The 18,651-nt window shown below is 71.3% G+C and carries 14 protein-coding genes and 1 pseudogene; 3 read left to right on the forward strand and 12 right to left on the reverse strand.

The genetic code is table 11. The annotated features are described in order from the left end of the window. Positions 1-8: 8 nt before the first annotated feature. From pssA to AB0F03_RS27605, 9 genes are all read right to left on the reverse strand, one after another. Positions 9-827 carry a CDP-diacylglycerol--serine O-phosphatidyltransferase gene (gene pssA / locus AB0F03_RS27565; RefSeq protein WP_361996605.1) on the reverse strand — a complete coding sequence of 273 codons (819 nt, stop codon included), beginning with the start codon at positions 825-827 and terminating at the stop codon, positions 9-11. A gap of 22 nt (positions 828-849) precedes the next feature. After that, on the reverse strand, positions 850-1,506 hold the full coding sequence (locus tag AB0F03_RS27570; RefSeq protein ID WP_361996607.1) for a phosphatidylserine decarboxylase: 657 nt from the start codon (positions 1,504-1,506) through the stop codon (positions 850-852). A gap of 170 nt (positions 1,507-1,676) precedes the next feature. Then, positions 1,677-2,882, reverse strand: a complete 1,206-nt coding sequence (locus AB0F03_RS27575) for an acyl-CoA dehydrogenase family protein (protein ID WP_356825105.1) — start codon at positions 2,880-2,882, stop codon at positions 1,677-1,679. A gap of 3 nt (positions 2,883-2,885) precedes the next feature. Beyond that, positions 2,886-3,398: a MaoC family dehydratase gene (locus tag AB0F03_RS27580; protein ID WP_361996609.1), complete on the reverse strand. Its 513-nt coding sequence runs from the start codon at positions 3,396-3,398 to the stop codon at positions 2,886-2,888. Positions 3,399-3,403: 5 nt separating this feature from the next. Continuing rightward, positions 3,404-4,366 carry a CoA ester lyase gene (locus AB0F03_RS27585; protein WP_361996611.1) on the reverse strand — a complete coding sequence of 321 codons (963 nt, stop codon included), beginning with the start codon at positions 4,364-4,366 and terminating at the stop codon, positions 3,404-3,406. Beyond that, complete coding sequence (locus tag AB0F03_RS27590; RefSeq protein WP_361996613.1) at positions 4,363-6,390, reverse strand: protein meaA; 2,028 nt, start codon at positions 6,388-6,390, stop codon at positions 4,363-4,365. The genes AB0F03_RS27585 and AB0F03_RS27590 overlap by 4 nt, the downstream gene beginning before the upstream one ends. A 9-nt stretch (positions 6,391-6,399) precedes the next feature. After that, complete coding sequence (gene ccrA / locus AB0F03_RS27595) at positions 6,400-7,737, reverse strand: crotonyl-CoA carboxylase/reductase (protein WP_361996719.1); 1,338 nt, start codon at positions 7,735-7,737, stop codon at positions 6,400-6,402. A gap of 433 nt (positions 7,738-8,170) precedes the next feature. After that, complete coding sequence (locus AB0F03_RS27600; RefSeq protein ID WP_361996615.1) at positions 8,171-8,998, reverse strand: TetR family transcriptional regulator; 828 nt, start codon at positions 8,996-8,998, stop codon at positions 8,171-8,173. Positions 8,999-9,182: 184 nt separating this feature from the next. Then, a complete protein-coding gene (locus tag AB0F03_RS27605) occupies positions 9,183-10,997 on the reverse strand; it encodes a 3-hydroxybutyryl-CoA dehydrogenase (RefSeq protein ID WP_361996617.1) in 1,815 nt (604 codons plus the stop codon). A gap of 384 nt (positions 10,998-11,381) precedes the next feature. Here AB0F03_RS27605 and AB0F03_RS27610 point away from each other — a divergent pair, with 384 nt between their 5' ends. After that, positions 11,382-11,963: an adenylosuccinate lyase gene (locus tag AB0F03_RS27610; protein ID WP_361996619.1), complete on the forward strand. Its 582-nt coding sequence runs from the start codon at positions 11,382-11,384 to the stop codon at positions 11,961-11,963. Positions 11,964-11,979: 16 nt separating this feature from the next. Here AB0F03_RS27610 and AB0F03_RS27615 read toward each other — a convergent pair whose 3' ends face one another. The 3 genes and pseudogenes from AB0F03_RS27615 to AB0F03_RS27625 all read right to left on the reverse strand — a co-directional run bounded on the left by AB0F03_RS27615 (position 11,980) and on the right by AB0F03_RS27625 (position 15,373). After that, a complete protein-coding gene (locus tag AB0F03_RS27615) occupies positions 11,980-12,549 on the reverse strand; it encodes a GNAT family N-acetyltransferase (protein WP_361996621.1) in 570 nt (189 codons plus the stop codon). Between the two features lie 53 nt (positions 12,550-12,602). Continuing rightward, positions 12,603-14,164: pseudogene (locus tag AB0F03_RS27620) on the reverse strand (alpha/beta hydrolase). A gap of 147 nt (positions 14,165-14,311) precedes the next feature. Next, positions 14,312-15,373: an Rv2578c family radical SAM protein gene (locus AB0F03_RS27625; protein ID WP_361996623.1), complete on the reverse strand. Its 1,062-nt coding sequence runs from the start codon at positions 15,371-15,373 to the stop codon at positions 14,312-14,314. Between the two features lie 134 nt (positions 15,374-15,507). Between AB0F03_RS27625 and AB0F03_RS27630 the strand changes: the two genes are divergently transcribed. Together AB0F03_RS27630 and AB0F03_RS27635 are read left to right on the forward strand one after the other, a co-directional pair. After that, on the forward strand, positions 15,508-15,951 hold the full coding sequence (locus AB0F03_RS27630; protein WP_356825129.1) for an SRPBCC family protein: 444 nt from the start codon (positions 15,508-15,510) through the stop codon (positions 15,949-15,951). Between the two features lie 152 nt (positions 15,952-16,103). Next, positions 16,104-18,551, forward strand: coding sequence for a DHA2 family efflux MFS transporter permease subunit (locus AB0F03_RS27635; RefSeq protein ID WP_361996625.1), 2,448 nt, complete (start codon positions 16,104-16,106; stop codon positions 18,549-18,551). Positions 18,552-18,651: the final 100 nt, after the last annotated feature.

An 18,651-nucleotide genomic window follows, 5' to 3' on the forward strand; every position in this document is an offset into this window, starting at 1 on the left:
GCGGGACGTCACGGCAGTTGCGTCGCCCGCGCCTCGCGCCGGTTGTCGCGGAAGTTGTTCACCCGTCGGGCCGTGGCGAACAGCGGGATCACCGCGCCCATGACCAGCTGGAGCGCGCAGCCCGTCTGGAGCAGCAGCTGTCCGCTCGGGGCGTCGAAGGCCCACGCGGCCAGGAGACCCATCGACAGCACGATCCAGCCGAGCATCGCGCCGGCGAGGCGGCCCCGCGGCTTGGGGTACTCCACGCGGCTGACCATCAGCCACGCCGTCCCCAGGATCGCCAGCAGCGTCGCGACGAACGGCAGCTCCAGCAGCACGATGGAGACGACCGTCAGCGCGCCGAACGGCGAGGGCATGCCCTGGAACGTGCCGTCCTTCAGCGTCACGCAGCTGAACCGGGCCAGTCTCAGCACCACCGCCAGCAGCACCACGATCGCGCCCACCGCCGCCACCCGCTGGTGCGCGTCGTCGGCGACCATGCCGTAGACGAGCACGAAGTAGGCGGGGGCGAGGCCGAAGCTGATCAGGTCGGACAGGTTGTCCAGTTCGGCGCCCATCGGGGAGGAGCGCAGCTTGCGTGCCACCAGGCCGTCGAACAGGTCGAAGACCGCCGCGCAGAGCATCAGGATGACCGCCGTGGCCGCGCTGTGGCGGGCCATGCCGGACTCCTGGCTGCCGGTGAGGTGCGGGATCAGGATGCCGGTGGTGGTGAAGTACACCGCCATGAACCCGCAGGTGGCGTTGCCCAGCGTCAGGGTGTCCGCTATCGACAGGCGCAGCGAGAGGGGCATCTCCTCGTCGTCGTCCACGTCGTCGGCCTCTGGCACCCAGCCCGCCTGGGTCTCCGGATCAATCACGGTCAATGCGAGTCACCCCAGCCACGGTCTTCTGTCCGACCTCGACCGCGACCTCCACACCCTCGGGCAGGTAGAGGTCGACACGCGAGCCGAAGCGGATCAGACCGATGCGGTCGCCCTGCTCGACCTTCGTGCCCTCGGGGATGTAGGGCACGATGCGGCGGGCCACCGCGCCGGCGATCTGGATCATCTCGATGTCGCCGAGTTCGGTGTCGAAATGCCAGACTACGCGCTCGTTGTTCTCGCTCTCCTTGTTGAAAGCAGGAACAAAGCCGCCGGGGATGTGCTCGACCGACGTCACGGTGCCCGCGAGGGGAGCGCGGTTGACGTGGACGTTGAGCGGGCTCATGAAGATCGCGACGCGGGTGCGCCCGTCCTTCCACGGCATGATGCTCTGCACCACACCGTCGGCGGGCGAGATCACCCGGCCCTGGGCGATCTCGCGCTCGGGGTCGCGGAAGAACCACAGCATGCCCGCCGCGAGCGCGGTGACGGGCACGGCGACGGCCTTGGCGGCGCCCGAGCGGCGGGCGCGGGCCAGGCTGAGGGCTGCGGTGGCGACGGTCGGGAGAAGCCACGGCGATGCTCCGCGCGCGAGGCGTGCGCCTACCAGGCTGTCGCGGTGTGCAGAGGTTTGGCTGTGGGGCATGGATGACCTTCGTAGCGGATGATGCCGCGCTCTGACGGGGGACGGCGGCTTTCCGGGGATCGTACCGGTCGCGGGCCACAACTGGGCAAGCCAGGCAGTCGAGTCGGCGGCTGAAGCCCGTTCACGGGGTGTGATCTTCTTCTCGGAGAAAACACCCCGTACCCGGATAATCAGCCCTGGAAGCGGTACTCTTCGAGCAGCCTGCGCCCGATGATCATTTTCTGGATCTCGGCGGTACCTTCACCGATGAGCAGCATCGGTGCCTCGCGGTAGAGGCGCTCGATCTCGTACTCCTTGGAGAAGCCGTAGCCGCCGTGGATCCGGAAGGCGTCCTCCACGACCTCCTTGCAGTACTCGGAGGCCAGGTACTTCGCCATGCCCGCCTCCAGGTCGTTTCGCTCCCCGGAGTCCTTTTTGCGTGCCGCGTTGACCATCATCGCATGCGCGGCCTCGACCTTGGTGGCCATGTCCGCCAGCTTGAACTGGATGGCCTGGTGCTGGGCGATCGGCTTGCCGAAAGTGTGGCGTTGCTGGGCGTAGCGGACACCCAGTTCGAAGGCACGCTGAGCGACGCCGCAGCCACGGGCCGCCACGTTGACCCGGCCCACCTCCACGCCGTCCATCATTTGGTAAAAACCTCGGCCGGTGACCCCGCCGAGCACCCGGTCGGCCGGTACGCGCAGGCCGTCCATGATCAGCTCGGTGGTGTCGACGCCCTTGTAGCCCATCTTGTCGATCTTGCCGGGGATGGTGAGGCCCGGGCGGACCTCGCCGAAGCCCGGCTCCTTCTCGACCAGGAAGGTGGTCATCGACCGGTGGGGCGCCGTGCCCTCGGGGTGTCCTTCGTCACTGCGGACGAGGACGGCCACGAGCGAGGACGTACCGCCGTTGGTCAGCCACATCTTCTGGCCGTTCAGGACGTACTCGTCGCCGTCCTTCACCGCCTTGGAGGTGATGGCCGACACGTCGGAGCCCAGTCCCGGCTCCGACATCGAGAAGGCACCGCGGATGTCGCCGGCCGCCATGCGCGGCAGGAAGTGGTCCTTCTGCTCCTGCGTGCCGTGCTGCTTGAGCATGTACGCGACGATGAAGTGGGTGTTGATGATGCCGGACACCGACATCCAGCCGCGGGCGATCTCCTCCACGCACAGCGCGTAGGTGAGCAGCGACTCGCCCAGCCCCCCGTACTCCTCGGGGATCATGAGTCCGAACAGGCCGAGTTCCCTCAGGCCGTCCACGATCGCTTGCGGGTACTCGTCGCGGTGCTCCAGCTCGGTCGCGACCGGGATGATCTCCTTGTCGACGAAGTCCCGGACGGTGGAGAGGATCTCCTGCTGGACGTCGGTCAGACCGGCGGTCTGGGCGAGACGGGCCATGGCTTACTTCTCCTGCTGCTTGAGCTCCGGGCGGCCGGGCTGCTCGCCGCCGCGCTCCTTGATGTACGTCTCGGTCGGCACCATCACCTTGCGGCGGAACACGCACACGAGGGTGCCGTCCTGCTTGTAGCCCTTGGTCTCGACGTGGACGATCCCGCGGTCGTTCTTCGACTTCGAGGGCCACTTGTCGAGCACGGTCGTCTCGCCGTAGATCGTGTCGCCGTGGAAGGTCGGCGCCACGTGCTTGAGCGACTCGATCTCCAGGTTGGCGATCGCCTTGCCGGAGACGTCCGGGACGGACATGCCGAGCAGCAGGGAGTAGATGTAGTTGCCCACGACGACGTTCTTGCCGAAGTCCGTCGTGCTCTCCGCATAGTTCGTGTCCATGTGGAGCGGGTGGTGGTTCATGGTGAGGAGACAGAAGAGATGGTCGTCGTACTCGGTGACCGTCTTGCCCGGCCAGTGCTTGTACGTCGCCCCGACCTCGAACTCCTCGTACGTGCGTCCGAACTGCATCGCGCTCAGCCCTCCGGGATCTCGAACTTGCTGGTGCGCTGCATGCCGGCGGCGCGTCCCTTGCCGGAGACGACCAGGGCCATCTTGCGGCTGGCCTCGTCGATCATCTCGTCGCCGAGCATCGCCGAGCCCTTCTTGCCGCCCGCCTCGGACGTGTAGTAGTCGTACGCGTCCAGGATCAGCTCGGCGTGGTCATAGTCCTCCTGGGAGGGCGAGAAGACCTCGTTGGCGGCGTCCACCTGGCCGGGGTGCAGCACCCACTTGCCGTCGAACCCGAGCGCGGCGGCACGGCCGGCGACCTCGCGGAAGCCGTCGACGTTGCGGATCTGGAGGTAGGGGCCGTCGATCGCCTGGAGGTCGTTGGCGCGGGCGGCCATCAGGATCTTCATCAGGATGTAGTGGTAGGCGTCCGCCGGGTAGCCGGGCGGCTGCTCGCCCACCACGAGGGTCTTCATGTTGATCGACGCCATGAAGTCGGCCGGGCCGAAGATGATCGTCTCGATGCGCGGGGAGGCCTGCGCGATCTCGTTGACGTTGTTCAGGCCCTGCGCGTTCTCGATCTGCGCCTCGATGCCGATCCGCCCGACCTCGAAGCCCATGGTCTTCTCGATCTGCGTCAGCAGCAGGTCCAGCGCGACGACCTGCTGGGCGTTCTGCACCTTCGGCAGCATGATGCAGTCGAGGTTGGGGCCCGCGCCCTCGACCACGGTGACGACGTCGCGGTACGTCCACTCGGTCGTCCAGTCGTTGACGCGGACCACCCGGGTCTTGCCCGTCCAGTCGCCCTCGTTGAGGAACTTGACGATGGTGTGCCGCGCCTCGGGCTTGGCCAGCGGCGCGCACGCGTCCTCCAGGTCCAGGAAGACCTGGTCCGCCGGGAGGCCCTGCGCCTTCTCGAGGAAGCGCGGGTTGCTGCCCGGCACGGCCAGGCAGGAGCGCCGCGGGCGAAGGCGGTTGACAGTCGTCATGCGGGGACCTCCAGGGGGTCGAGCTTGTTCGCTTTCCGGATCTCGTCGACGATGCGGCCGATGATCCCGGTGATGTCGAAGTCCTTCGGGGTGAACACCGCGGCCACACCGGCGGCCCTGAGCTGTTCGGCGTCACCGTTCGGGATGATGCCACCCGCGATCACGGGTATATCTGTGGCACCCGCCACACGGAGCCGCTGGAGCACGTCCGGGACCAGCTGGGCGTGGGAGCCGGAGAGGATCGACAGGCCCACGGCGTGGACGTCCTCCGCCAGGGCCGCGTCGACGATCTGCTCCGGGGTGAGCCGGATGCCCTGGTAGACCACCTCGAACCCGGCGTCACGGGCGCGCACGGCGATCTGCTCCGCCCCGTTGGAGTGCCCGTCCAGGCCCGGCTTGCCGACCAGGAAGCGCAGCTTGCCGGAGCCCAGCTCACGGGCGGTGGCGTCCACCTTGGCGCGGACCCCGGCCAGCGCGGAGCCGGCCTCGGCGGTGACGGCCACCGGCGCGGAGGAGACCCCGGTGGGCGCCCGGTACTCGCCGAACACCTCGCGCAGGGCGCCCGCCCACTCGCCGGTGGTGACTCCGGCGCGGGCGCACTCCAGGGTGGCCTCCATCAGGTTGCCGGTGCCCTTGGCGGCCTCCTTCAGCCGCTCCAGCGCCTTGCAGGGGCGCGGATGGTTGAAGGGCGGCTGGTAGCGGGTGTCGCGCCAGTGCCGCAGGGACTTCACGACGCGGGCCTCGACCTCCGGGTCGACCGTCTGGATGGCGGTGTCCAGGTCGGCGGTCAGCGGGTTCGGCTCGGTGCTCTCGAAGATGTTGACGCCGATGATCTTCTCCTGGCCGGACTCGATCCGTGCCCGGCGTTCGGCGTGCGAGGCGACCAGCTGCGACTTCAGGTAGCCGGACTCCACGGCGGCCATCGCGCCGCCCATCTCCTGGATGCGGTCGATCTCCGCGAGGGTGTCCCCGACCAGCTGGTCCACCTTCGCCTCGATCACCTTCGAGCCCTCGAAGATGTCCTCGTACTCCAGCAGGTCGCTCTCGTAGGCGAGCACCTGCTGGATGCGCAGCGACCACTGCTGGTCCCAGGGGCGGGGCAGGCCGAGGGCCTCGTTCCAGGCCGGCAGCTGCACCGCACGCGCGCGTGCGTCCTTGGACAGGGTCACGGCCAGCATCTCCAGCACGATCCGCTGGACGTTGTTCTCCGGCTGCGCCTCGGTCAGGCCGAGCGAGTTGACCTGGACGCCGTACCGGAACCGGCGCTGCTTGGCGTTCTCGATGCCGTAGCGCTCGCGCGTGACCTTGTCCCAGATGCGGCCGAACGCCCGCATCTTGCACATCTCCTCGACGAAGCGGACGCCCGCGTTCACGAAGAAGGAGATGCGGGCCACCACGTCGCCCATGCGCTCCCGGGGCACCTGGCCGGAGTCGCGGACGGCGTCCAGGACGGCGATCGCCGTGGAGATCGCGTACGCGATCTCCTGCACCGGCGTTGCCCCGGCCTCCTGGAGGTGGTAGCTACAGATGTTGATCGGGTTCCACTTGGGCATGTGGGAGACCGTGTACGCGATCATGTCCGTCGTCAGGCGGAGCGACGGTCCCGGCGGGAACACATGGGTGCCCCGGGACAGGTACTCCTTGACGATGTCGTTCTGCGTCGTGCCCTGGAGCTCGGTGATGTCCGCGCCCTGCTCCTCGGCGACGACCTGGTAGAGCGCCAGCAGCCACATGGCCGTGGCATTGATCGTCATCGAGGTGTTCATCTGCTCCAGGGGGATGTCCTGGAACAGCCGGCGCATGTCACCGAGGTGCGCGACGGGCACGCCCACCCGGCCGACCTCGCCGCGGGCGAGGATGTGGTCGGAGTCGTAGCCGGTCTGGGTCGGCAGGTCGAACGCCACCGACAGACCGGTCTGGCCCTTGGCGAGGTTGCGCCGGTACAGCTCGTTGGACGCCTCGGCCGTCGAGTGGCCGGCGTACGTCCGCATCAGCCACGGACGGTCCTTCTGACGCTCTGTCATCTAAGGCCCTCAGATGTTCCGGAAGCGGTTGATGGCGTCGATGTGCCGGGCGCGCATCTCCTCGTCGCGCACGCCGAGGCCTTCCTCGGGGGCGAGGCAGAGCACGCCGACCTTGCCCTGGTGCAGGTTGCGGTGGACGTCGTACGCCGCCTGGCCGGTGTCCTCGAGGGAGTAGACCTTCGACAGGGTCGGGTGGATCTTGCCCTTGGCGATGAGGCGGTTGGCCTCCCAGGCCTCGCGGTAGTTGGCGAAGTGCGAGCCGATGATCCGCTTGAGCGACATCCACAGGTAGCGGTTGTCGTACTGGTGCATGTAGCCCGAGGTCGAGGCGCAGGTGGTGATGGTGCCGCCCTTGCGGGTGACGTAGACGCTCGCGCCGAAGGTCTCGCGGCCGGGGTGCTCGAAGACGATGTCGATGTCCTCGCCGCCGGTGAGTTCGCGGATGCGCTTGCCGAAGCGCTTCCACTCCTTGGGGTCCTGGGTGTTCTCGTCCTTCCAGAACTTGTAGCCCTCGGCGTTGCGGTCGATGATCGCCTCGGCGCCCATCGAGCGGCAGATGTCCGCCTTCTGGTCGCTGGAGACGACGCAGATCGGGTTGGCGCCGCCGGCCAGCGCGAACTGCGTGGCGTAGGAGCCGAGGCCACCGCTCGCGCCCCAGATCAGCACGTTGTCGCCCTGCTTCATCGCCGCGCCGTTGCGGGAGACCAGCTGGCGGTAGGCGGTGGAGTTGACCAGGCCCGGGGCCGCGGCCTCCTCCCAGCTGAGGTGGTCCGGCTTGGGCATCAGCTGGTTGGACTTGACCAGCGCGACCTCGGCGAGACCGCCGAAGTTGGTCTCGAAGCCCCAGATGCGCTGCTCGGGGTCGAGCATCGTGTCGTTGTGGCCGTCGGAGGACTCCAGCTCGACCGAGAGGCAGTGCGCGACGACCTCGTCGCCGGGCTTCCAGGCGTTCACGCCCGGGCCGGTGCGCAGCACGACGCCCGCCAGGTCGGAGCCGATGATGTGGTACGGCAGGTCATGGCGGCGGGTCAGCTCGCTGACCTTGCCGTAGCGCTCCAGGAAGCCGAACGTCGAGAGCGGCTCGAAGATCGAGGTCCACACCGAGTTGTAGTTCACCGAGGAGGCCATGACGGCCACCAGGGCCTCCCCGGGCCCCAGTTCGGGCACGGGAACCTCGTCGAGGTGGATCGACTTGCGCGGGTCCTTGTCGCGGGTCTCGAGGCCCGCGAACATCTCCGTCTCGTCCTTGTGCACGGTGATCGCGCGGTACGACTCGGGGATCGGCAGAGCGGCGAAGTCGGCGGACGTGGCGTCCTGCGACTGGATCGCGTCCAGGATGTCCTTCACGGTCACGGTATTGCCTCCGGCGGTGAGCGCCCTGAGGGAGGGGCGCTGGGGATTCGTCGGTGTTGCTACGAGGAGTGCTGCTGAGGGTTGTCGGGTGTGCCGTCGGTTCGGCTCGGTGGTGCTTCGGCAGCGCGTTGTGGCGCGGGAGGTTGCCTGTGACGCAGGCGTCCGGGCGCGCAGGCCAGGGGGCTTGCGGGGACAGCCGGCGAGCGTCTGGTCGCTGCTCGCCGGCCGCCCGGACCTCTTCAACGTATGACACCGCGTGTCAGGCGGCAAGGCACTGAGTGCCAGAACTTGGCTCTCAGATGAAATCTTTACGTAACAAATGAGCGATGATCGATCGAACGGCCCCTGAAGTCTCCCCGAAAACGGCCCCTGACATGCCAAAACGGCCACCCCGAAGGGTGGCCGTCCTCACAGCTCGTGCGTGCCGTCAGCGCTCTTTCAGCGCCTCCTCGATAGTCCGCATGACCTCGTCCAGGGAGGCGTCGGTGCGGGCGACCGTCACCAGGACCTCACCGTGCGCGGAGACCGCCGCCGGGGCGGCGGGAGCCCCCTGTGCGGCCTGCCCGGCGGGGCCGCGGCCGGCTCCGATACCGCTGCCGAAGGTCTTGCGCACGATCGCGAACGCGTGGTCCAGCTGCGCCTCCACGTCGCCCTGGCCGCCCGCCCGCAGCCAGCGCCTGAGCACGTGGTTGTGGGCGGTGACCACGGCGGAGGCGGCGACCTCCGCCAGCAGCGGGTCGTCGTTGGCGTCGTCGGCGTGCGCGTGCTCGTCGAAGTGGCCCAGCAGATAGCGGGTGAACAGCCGCTCGTAACGGGCCACGGAGGCGATCTCGGCCTCGCGCAGGGTGGGCACCTCGCGGGTGAGCTTGTAGCGGGCGACCGAGATCTCCGGCCGCGCCGCGTACATCTTCATGACTTCCTTGATGCCGCGGCACACGGTGTCGAGCGGGTGCTCGTGCGCGGGGGCGGCGTTCAGCACCGCCTCCGCGCGGACCAGGGTGTCGTCGTGGTCCGGGAAGATCGCCTCTTCCTTGGAACGGAAGTGGCGGAAGAAGGTGCGGCGGGCGACCCCGGCGGCGGCCGCGATCTCGTCGACGGTGGTCGCCTCGTACCCCTTGGTCGCGAACAGCTCCATGGCCGCCGCCGCCAGTTCGCGGCGCATCTTGAGCCGCTGGGCGGCGGCGCGGCTGCCCGCGGCGCTCTCCGGCGCGTCGGGTGCGGCGGGTGTACGGGAGGACCTGGCGGACTGCGACATGACCCGAACGTACTGCATGGGCGAGGTCCGGTGCGCAGGTGCGGGCGTTCCCCCGCCCTGGGGGGCCGGGGGAACGCCGGTCCGGGAGGGCGGGGGGACCCGGCGCCGCGCGGGCGGCGCGAACGCGCCGGGATCCAGCAGCCCGCCCCAGTCCGTGTCCGCGCGGGCCCGCTCGCCGGCGCCGTCAGCGCCGGGCATACTCGCGGAAGCCGCGGCCCGTCTTGCGGCCGAGGCAGCCCGCGGCCACCAGGTGCTCCAGCAGCGGGGCCGGGGCGAGACCGGGGTCGCGGAACTCGCGGTGCAGCACCTTCTCGATGGCCAGCGAGACGTCCAGGCCCACCACGTCGAGCAGTTCGAACGGGCCCATCGGATAGCCGCCGCCGAGCTTCATCGCCGCGTCGATGTCGTCGAGCGTCGCGTAGTGCTCCTCCACCATCTTGATCGCGTTGTTGAGGTACGGGAACAGCAGCGCGTTCACGATGAAGCCCGCCCGGTCCGTGCAGTCGACCGCGTGCTTCCTGATCCGGCCGCACACCTCGCGCACCGTCGCGTGCACGTCGTCCGCGGTCAGCACCGTCCGCACGACCTCGACCAGCTTCATGGCCGGCGCCGGGTTGAAGAAGTGCATGCCGATCACGTCCTGCGGGCGCGAGGTGGCGCGGGCGCAGGCGACGACGGGCAGCGAGGAGGTGGTGGTGGCCAGGACCGCGCCCGGCTTGCACACCTTGTCCAGCGTCCCGAACAGCTGCCGCTTGACCTCCAGGTCCTCCGCGACCGCCTCGACGGCCAGGTCGACGTCGGCGAAGGCGTCGTAGGAGCCCGCCGGGGTGATCCGGTCCAGGACCTGCGCGGCGGCCTCCGCGGTCAGCCGGCCCTTGTCGACGGAGCGGGCCAGCGACTTGCCGATCCGCGCCTTGGCGGTCTGGGCCTTCTCCTCGCTGCGGGCGGCCAGGACGACGTCGTAACCCGCCTTGGCGAACACCTCGGCGATGCCGGACGCCATGGTGCCGGAGCCCGCGACACCGACGGAGCGGACCGTACGGCCCGCGGCGGGCGCGCCGTCGCCGGCCGGGCTCGTCGCGTCCGGCACCACCGTCGCGCTGCCCGGCGCCTCGTAGGTGTAGAACCCGCGCCCGGACTTGCGGCCGGTCAGACCCGCCTCGCTGAGCTGCTTGAGGATGGGAGCGGGGGCGTGCAGCCGGTCCCGGGACTCGGCGTACATGGCTTCCAGGACCGTCCGCGCGGTGTCGACGCCGATCAGGTCCAGCAGTGCGAGGGGTCCCATCGGCAGGCCGCAGCCCAGCCGCATGGCGGCGTCGATGTCCTCACGGGAGGCGTACTTCGCCTCGTACATCGCGGCGGCCTGGTTGAGGTAGCCGAAGAGCAGCCCGTCCGCGACGAAACCGGGGCGGTCGCCGACCGCGACCGGCTCCTTGCCCAGCTCGATCGCGAAGTCGGTGACGGCGGCGACGGCCTGCGGCGCGGTGAGCACCGAGGAGACGACCTCCACCAGCCGCATCGCCGGGGCCGGGTTGAAGAAGTGCAAGCCGAGCACGCGCTCCGGGCGGGCGGAGCCGGCGGCCAGCCGGGTCACGGACAGCGCGTTCGTCCCGGTCGCGATGATCGTCTCCGGGCGGACGATGCCGTCCAGTTCGCCGAAGATCTGCTGCTTGATCTCGTACGACTCCGGGGCCACCTCGATGACGAGGTCGGCGTCGGCCGCCGCGCCGAGGTCGGTGGCGGTGCGCACCCGGGCCAGGGCGTCGGCGCGCTCCTGGGCGGTGAGCCGGCCGCGGGCCACGGCCCGGTCGGTGGCGGCCTCCAGGGCGGCCAGGGCCCGGGCGGTCCGGGCCTCGCTGATGTCGATGCCGATCACCTCGCGGCCGGCCTTGGCGAGGACCTCGGCGATGCCGGTGCCCATGGTGCCGAGGCCGACGACGGCGACCGTCCGGAACGGGGACATGGGGGTGCCGGGCTGGGGGGACAGGGGAGTGGCCATCGCGGGACTCCAGGAATGAGGGGTGACGACGAGGAGCGCGCCGGGTGCGCCGGAAGGGCGCACCGCGGTGCGAAGAGGAGTGCGGGTGTTTCCGGGCTGCGAGCGCACACGCCCGGTGCTGCCGGTGCCGCGGGCGTGCACACGCCCGGAGCGGCGGAACGTCGACCGGCCCTGTCCCGGAGCCGTGTCGTACTGCGGTACACATGGCGTACCGAACCGACACCGTCGACGGCCGCGTCACCAGACCGTCGTCGGCGGATAAGCGAGAGGGTTACTCGCTCGTATGAGCTTAACCGGCGGGTAACGAGCGCGCCAGCCCCCGGGGAGAAACCGACCGTGTGATGTACCTCCCCCCACCGCCACGACCCGCCTACGCTGGACCTCGTGGACGAAGAGTTGCGATCGCTCACCCAGCGCTTACGGTACGAGTCGGGCGGCACGCCGGCGTTCGACCGCCTGCGGGCCACGCGGGACCACGCCGAACTGGCCGAGGTGCTCACCGCGCCCGGACAGCCCCTGTGGGCCAGGGAACTGGCCGCCTTCCGCCTCGGCCTCGCCGGCGACCGGCGCGCCTTCGAGTCCCTCGTGCTGCTCCTCAACCACCGCGACCCGCCGCGCTGCGCCTCCGCCGCCCACGCCCTCGCCCGGCTCGGTGACCCGCGCACCGCCCGGGCCGCCGCCGCCCTCGCCACCAACGAACTGCGCGTCGCCTACGCCCTGCACCCGGTACGACTCCTGGCCGACCTGCGCGCCCCGGAGTCCGTGCCCGCGCTGATCACCACCCTGGAGCGGCGGCTGCGCCCGCACGACCCCTACCGCAAGGTCGCCCTCGCCTGTGTGGAGGGCCTGGGCACGCTCGGCGACGCCCGCGCCCGCCGGGTGCTGACCGAGGCCCTGGCCCATCCGGCGCTCGCCGAGGCGGCGGTGCGCGCGCTGGCCAGGATTCCCGAACAGCAGCGCAGATGACCGGGGTGACGCCCGGTCAGCCGCCCAGGGTGGCCGCGTACCGCACCTCGGGCACGGCGGTGCCGTCCACCTCGAACGGCTCCTCGGCCCCGTCGGGCCGGAACCCGGCGCGCTCGTAGAAGCGGCGGGCCGAGGTGTTGTGCCGGAGCACCCACAGGAGCATGCGCGGATACGCCCGGCACCGCTCGACCGACGCGGCCAGCAGGGCCCGGCCGATCCCGCCGCCGAGGTGCGCCGGATCCACGTAGAGCGCGTACAGCTCGGCGTCCCGGGCGGGCGCGTCGCCGTCCCGGTACGGCCCGTGCGCCGCCCACCCCAGCACCCGGCCGTCCCGCTCGGCGACCAGGTTCACCACGGAGCCGTCCCCCTCGGCGAACCGGGCCCGGCGCCGCTCGGCGTCGGCCGCGACGTCCAGACCGTCGAGGTACGAGTCCGGCAGGAGCCCCCGGTAGGAGTGCTGCCAGCCGCGTACGCGGATCTCGGAGACGCGGCCGCAGTCGGCGAGGGCCATCTCGCGGACCGTCAGGGCGCTCGTGAGCGGCTCGGCGGCCCCGTCGGGGGCGGCGGTAAGGGTCGGTTCGGTCATGTCCTCATGGTGACCCCTCACGCCGCCGTCACCCCGACGAGGCCCGGCGGTCGCTAGCGGCGGAAGCCCAGCAGGCCGTGCAGGGCCGCGCCGCGGGACGGCGTCGACGCCGCCTTCGGGGCGAGCGGTTCCGGGTCCGGCGACTTCGCGCAGACCGCGTCGGCCGGCCCGCCGCCGCGCGGCACCGTGCCGTCGGCGAGATACGCGGCCAGGTACCCGTCCAGGCAGGCGTTGCCGCTCAGCGTGACGCCGTGGTTGCCGCCGCCCTCCTCGACCACCAGGCCGGAGCCGGCCAGCAGCCGGTGCACCGTGACACCGCCGGAGTACGGGGTGGCCGCGTCGTCGGTCGCCTGGAACAGCAGCGCGGGCGGCAGCTCGCCGTTGCTGATGTCCACCGGCTGCCGCGCCGCAACCGGCCAGAACGCACAGGGCGCGTTGTACCAGGCGTTGTTCCAGGCCATGAAGGGCGCCTTCGCGTACACCCTCCAGGTGTCGGCGCGCCACCGGTTCCAGGAGCGCGGCCAGGGGGCGTCCCGGCACTGCACGGACGTGTAGACGCTGTAGCCGTTGTCACCGGAGGCGTCCACGGCGGCGAAGTGTTCGTACGCCTCCACCAGCGGCCCGGTGTCCTTGTGATGGACGTAGCCGCGAACGCCTCGGCCAGATAGGGCCAGTACCCGTCGTAGTAGCCGCCGGGGACGAAGGTGTCCTCCAGTTCGGCGGCGCCGACCTTGCCGCCGGCCGGTGTCCGCGCCAGCGCGGCCCGCATCGCGTACCACTCGGCCTCGATCCCGGCGGGGTCCCGGCCGAGCCCGTACGCGGCGTCGTGCCGGGCGATCCAGGCCATGAGCGCGCGGTGGCGCCCGTCGAAGGCGTAGTCCTGCCCGAGGTTGTCCTCGTACCAGACGCCGGCCGGGTCGACGACCGAGTCCAGCACCAGCCGGTGGACCCGCCGCGGGTAGAGCTTCGCGTAGACCGCGCCGAGGTAGGTGCCGTACGAGTAGCCGAAGTAGCTGATCCTCGGCGCGCCCAGGGCCTGCCGGACGGAGTCCAGGTCCCGGACGCTGTTCACGGTGTCGATGTACGGCAGCACGCCGGCGTACTCACGGCCGCAGGCGGCGGCGAAGGACCGCGCCCGCTCCAGGCCGGCCCGTTCCAGCGCGGGCGTGGCCGGCACGGTGTCCGGGCGCACCGCCCGGAAGTGGCCGGGCGCACAGGTCAGGGCCGGGTCGCCGGCGCCGACCCCGCGCGGGTCGAACCCGATGACGTCGTACCGGGACGCCACGCTCCGCGGCAGGGCCGAGGCGACGAAGCCGGCGAGCGTCAGACCGCTGCCGCCGGGGCCGCCGGGATTGACCAGCAGGGGGCCCTGGGAGGTCCGCGCGGTGTGCGGGACGCGGGACAGGGCGAGGGTGAGCTGCCGGCCCGACGGGTCCGCGTGGTCCAGGGGTACCTTCAGGGACGCGCACTGGAGCCTCGGGTGGTCGCGGGTGCCGCACGTGTGCCAGGAGAGCTCCGGCACGGGGGCGGTGGTGGCCGCCCGGACGGGAACGGCGGTGACCGAGCCCGCCACCATGGCGGCGGCTGCGCACAGCACGGCTGCGCGGTGTCTCATGCGGGTCCTCCCGGGACGGAGGTGACGGCGAACCGCGAGGCTCACGGTTCTGGCCGCATCGTCCCGGCGCCGGGCCCCCCGGGAACGTGTTCCGGCGATACTTGACCCGATTGGGCCGGGAGATCCCCCTGACGCCCCCGGACGTGCTCACATGAGGGTGAGCTGGGTGGGTTCCGGGCCGGCCGGGGGCGGTGCGGGCGCCGGGCGGATCCGGCGGACCTGCCCCGCGCGCGTGGGCCCGATGCCGTACTCCTCGGCCAGCTCGTGCACCTGACGGGTGATCCGGCGCTGGTACCAGCGGGGCGCGTAGGCCCCTTCGGCGTACAGCCGCTCGTACCGACCCACCAGGTGCGGATGGTGCCGGCCGAGCCAGGCCGCGAACCACTCCCGGGCGCCCGGGCGCAGATGCAGCACCAGGGGCGTGACCGAGGTGGCCCCGGCCGCCGCGATCGCCCGTACGGTCTCCCGCAGCTGGGCCGGGGTGTCGCTCAGGAACGGGATCACCGGCGCCATCAGCACGCCGCAGCCGATGCCGTGCTCCCCGAGGGTCCGTACGACGTCCAGCCGGCGTTCGGGCGCGGGCGTGCCCGGCTCCACCGTGCGCCACAGCTCGGTGTCCAGGAAGCCGACGGAGACCGAGATGCCCACGTCCGTCACCTGGGCCGCCCGGACCAGCAGGTCCAGGTCGCGCAGGATCAGGGTGCCCTTGGTGAGGACGGAGAACGGGTTCGCGTGGTCGGTGAGGGCGGAGATGATGCCCGGCATCAGCCGGTAGCGGCCCTCGGCGCGCTGGTAGCAGTCGACGTTCGTGCCCATCGCGACGTGGTCGCCCTGCCAGCGGCGGGAGGCGAGCTGGCGGCGCAGCACCTCGGGCGCGTTGACCTTGACGACGATCTGGGTGTCGAAGCCGATGCCGGTGTCCAGGTCCAGATAGCCGTGCGTCCGGCGGGCGAAGCAGTAGACGCACGCGTGCGTGCAGCCCCGGTAGGGGTTCACCGTCCACTCGAACGGCATGCGCGAGGCGCCCGGCACCCGGTTCAGCACCGAGCGCGCCCGGACCTCGTGGAAGGTGATCCCGTGGAACTCGGGCGTGTCGAACGTACGCGTCGTGACGGAGTCCGCGCCGAACAGTGCCGCGTCGGCGGCCCGGCCGTGCTCGGCGGGCTCTTCGGGCGGGCCGGACTCCACGGTGAGGTTCTCCCAGCGCATGACGCCTCCTCGGTAGCACTGGCCACACAATAGAACATCTGTTCCCATGATCGTGCGTACCCCGATTTGGGTGGCCGGGTACCGGGGTGGTTGGCTTGCCCCCACCCCCGAGCAACCAGGTCCTGGAGGAAGCAATGGCGCAGGTCGAGGCCACTACGGAGCGGGTCGTCGCGGCGGACGCGGAGAAGGTGTTCGACGCCCTCGCCGACTACCGCGGTACGCGGCAGAAGCTGCTGCCCGAGCACTTCAGCGAGTACGAGGTGCGCGAGGGAGGCGACGGCGAGGGCACCGTCGTCCACTGGAAGCTCCAGGCCACCAGCAAGCGCGTGCGCGACTGCCTCCTGGACGTGACCGAGCCCACCGACGGTGAGCTGGTCGAGAAGGACCGCAACTCCTCCATGGTCACCACCTGGCGCGTCACCCCGGCAGGCGAGGGCGGCTCCCGGGTCGTCGTCACCACCACCTGGCAGGGCGCCGGCGGAGTCGGCGGCTTCTTCGAGCGCACCTTCGCACCCAAGGGCCTCGGCCGGATCTACGACGCCCTGCTCGCCAACCTCGCCGCCGAGGTCGAGAAGTAGCCTCAAGGCCCGGACGGTGAAGGGGTGTTGACCCCCTTCACCGGTTCGGGTGGATCTCCCCCCGGTCCCGGTTGGTGCCGTAACTCGCCGCAGTTGTTCGCAGTTGTCGCCTCACGCGGGAAATGCGACAGGCGTGACGAGGGGAGCGGTACGTGGGCGGGACGACACTGGTGCAGCACGAGCCGGTCGCGGCACCGGCTGCCGGCGAGGAGAGCGCCGCCGGCGAGGAGAGCGCCGCCCCGCCACCGCCCCCCGCCGCACTCGCCCCCCGCCGGGTCCGCCTGGTCTTCCTGGGGCTGATGCTGGCCCTGCTGCTGGCCGCGCTGGACCAGATGATCGTCGCCACCGCGCTGCCGAAGATCGTCGGCGAACTGCACGGCCTGGACCGGATGTCCTGGGCCATCACCGCCTACCTGCTCACCTCCACCATCGGCCTGCCCCTCTACGGCAAACTCGGCGACCTGGTCGGCCGCAAGAGCGTCTTCCAGTTCGCCATCGCCGTCTTCGTCCTCGGCTCCGCCCTCGCCGGCCGGGCCGGGACCATGGACCAGCTCATCGCCTACCGCGCACTCCAGGGCGTCGGCGCCGGCGGGCTCATGATCGGCGTGCAGGCGATCATCGCCGACATCGTGCCGCCCCGGGAACGCGGCCGGTACATGGGCCTGATCGGCGCCGTCTTCGGCCTCGCCTCCGTCGCCGGCCCGCTGCTCGGCGGCTACTTCACCGACCACCTCTCCTGGCGCTGGTGCTTCTACGTCAACGTCCCCTTCGGCCTGGTCACCCTGGCCGTCGTCACCGCGGTCCTCCGGCTCCCCCGGCCGCGGGTCCGCGCCCGCCTCGACCTGCCCGGCGCCGTGCTGCTCGCCACCGCGTCCACCTGCCTGGTCCTGCTCACCAGCTGGGGCGGCACCGAGTACGCCTGGGACTCACGGCAGATCCTCGGCCTCGGCGCCGGCGCCCTCGCCGCCACCGCCCTCTTCCTCGTCGCCGAGCACTTCGCCGCCGAACCCCTCATCCCGCTGCGGCTGTTCCGCGACTCCGTCTTCGTCACCAGCGGCCTGGTCGGCCTGGTGATCGGCGTCGCCCTGTTCGGCGCGGCCAGCTATCTGCCGACCTTCCTCCAGATGGTCGACGGGGCCAGTGCCACCGAGTCGGGGCTGCTGATGCTGCCCATGATGGCCGGCATCGTCGGCGCCTCCGTCATCGGCGGACAGCTCATCAGCCACACCGGCCGGTACCGGATCTTCCCCGTGCTGGGCAGCGCCGTCTCCGCCGTCGGCATGTGGCTGCTGTCCCGGCTGGAGACCGACACGCCCCGGCTGCACTACAGCATCTGGATGGCCGTCCTCGGCACCGGCATCGGCCTGGTGATGCCCGTTCTCGTCCTCGCCGTGCAGAACTCCGTACGCCCCGCCGACCTCGGCACCGCCACCAGCGCCAACAACTACTTCCGGCAGATCGGCGGCAGCGTCGGCGCCGCCGTCTTCGGCACCCTCTTCGCCGGCCGGCTCACCGACGCCCTGCGCGCCCAGCTGCCCCCGCACGCGGGCACCGGGCTGCCCGACGCCGACTCCCTCACCCCGCAGCTCGTCCACGCGCTGCCCCCGGCGCTGCGCGACGCCTACATCCGCGCCTACGCCGACGCGATGCCGCGGATCTTCCTCTACCTCGTGCCGGTGCTCGTCCTCGGCCTGCTGATCGCCTTCTTCCTCAAGGAGAAACCACTGGTGTCCCACAACGCCGCCGGAACGGACCCCGGGTCCGTGACCGCCCCCGTCCCGCAGGCCAGGCACCAGCCGCCCGGCGCGGGGACCCCCGCCTCCTCCCGCACGCCGTACACCGCCGGCATCCCGGTCTGCGGCACCGTGCAGCACCCCGACGGCACCGTGGTGCCCCGTGCCGCCCTCACCCTCATCGACGTCGCCGGCCGGCAGATCGGGCGGGGCGCCAGCGGCGACGACGGGCGGTACGCCCTCGGCACGCCCGGCTCCGGGTCGTACGTGCTGATCGCCGCCGCCGGCGGCCACCAGCCGCAGGCCGTCTCCGTCACCGTCGGCGAACGCCCCGTCGAACTCGACGTCGTCCTCGGCGGCGCGGGACGCCTCGCCGGCAGCGTGCTGACCGCCGACGGCACCCCCGTCCGCGACGCCACCGTCACCCTGACCAACGTGCACGGCGAGGTCGTCGCCGCGACCCGCAGCGGACGCGAGGGCGGCTACGTGATCACGGAGCTGGTCGCCGGGGAGTACACCCTCGCCGCCAGCGCCCCCGTCTTCCGGCCCGCCGCCCTCCCGGTCACCGTGCAGGCCTCCCGCGAGACCCGGCAGGACATCGAACTCGCGGGTGGCGCCGTGCTGAAGGGCACCGTGCGCGCCAGTGGCGGCCGGGCCGTGGAGGACGCACGCGTGACGCTGCTCGACGCCGCCGGGAACGTCGTCGACACCCTCACCACCGGAGCCGACGGAACCTTCCGGTTCGTGGACCTCTCCTCCGGCGAGTACACCGTCATCGCCGCCGGATACCCGCCGGTCGCCACGGTGTTGCAGGTCGCGGGCGGCGGACGCACCGAACGGGACCTCCAGCTCGGGCACGAGGACTGAGGGGGGCGCGCGTGCGGACGCGGGCCGTGCGCCGGTGCGATCCGGTGATATCAATTCCAGGATTGCCGCACATCGCGACCGGCCGTCGTCCTACCGTGGT

The sequence above is a fragment of the Streptomyces sp. NPDC028722 genome (genome assembly GCF_040637655.1).
Taxonomy (GTDB): Bacteria; Actinomycetota; Actinomycetes; order Streptomycetales; family Streptomycetaceae; genus Streptomyces.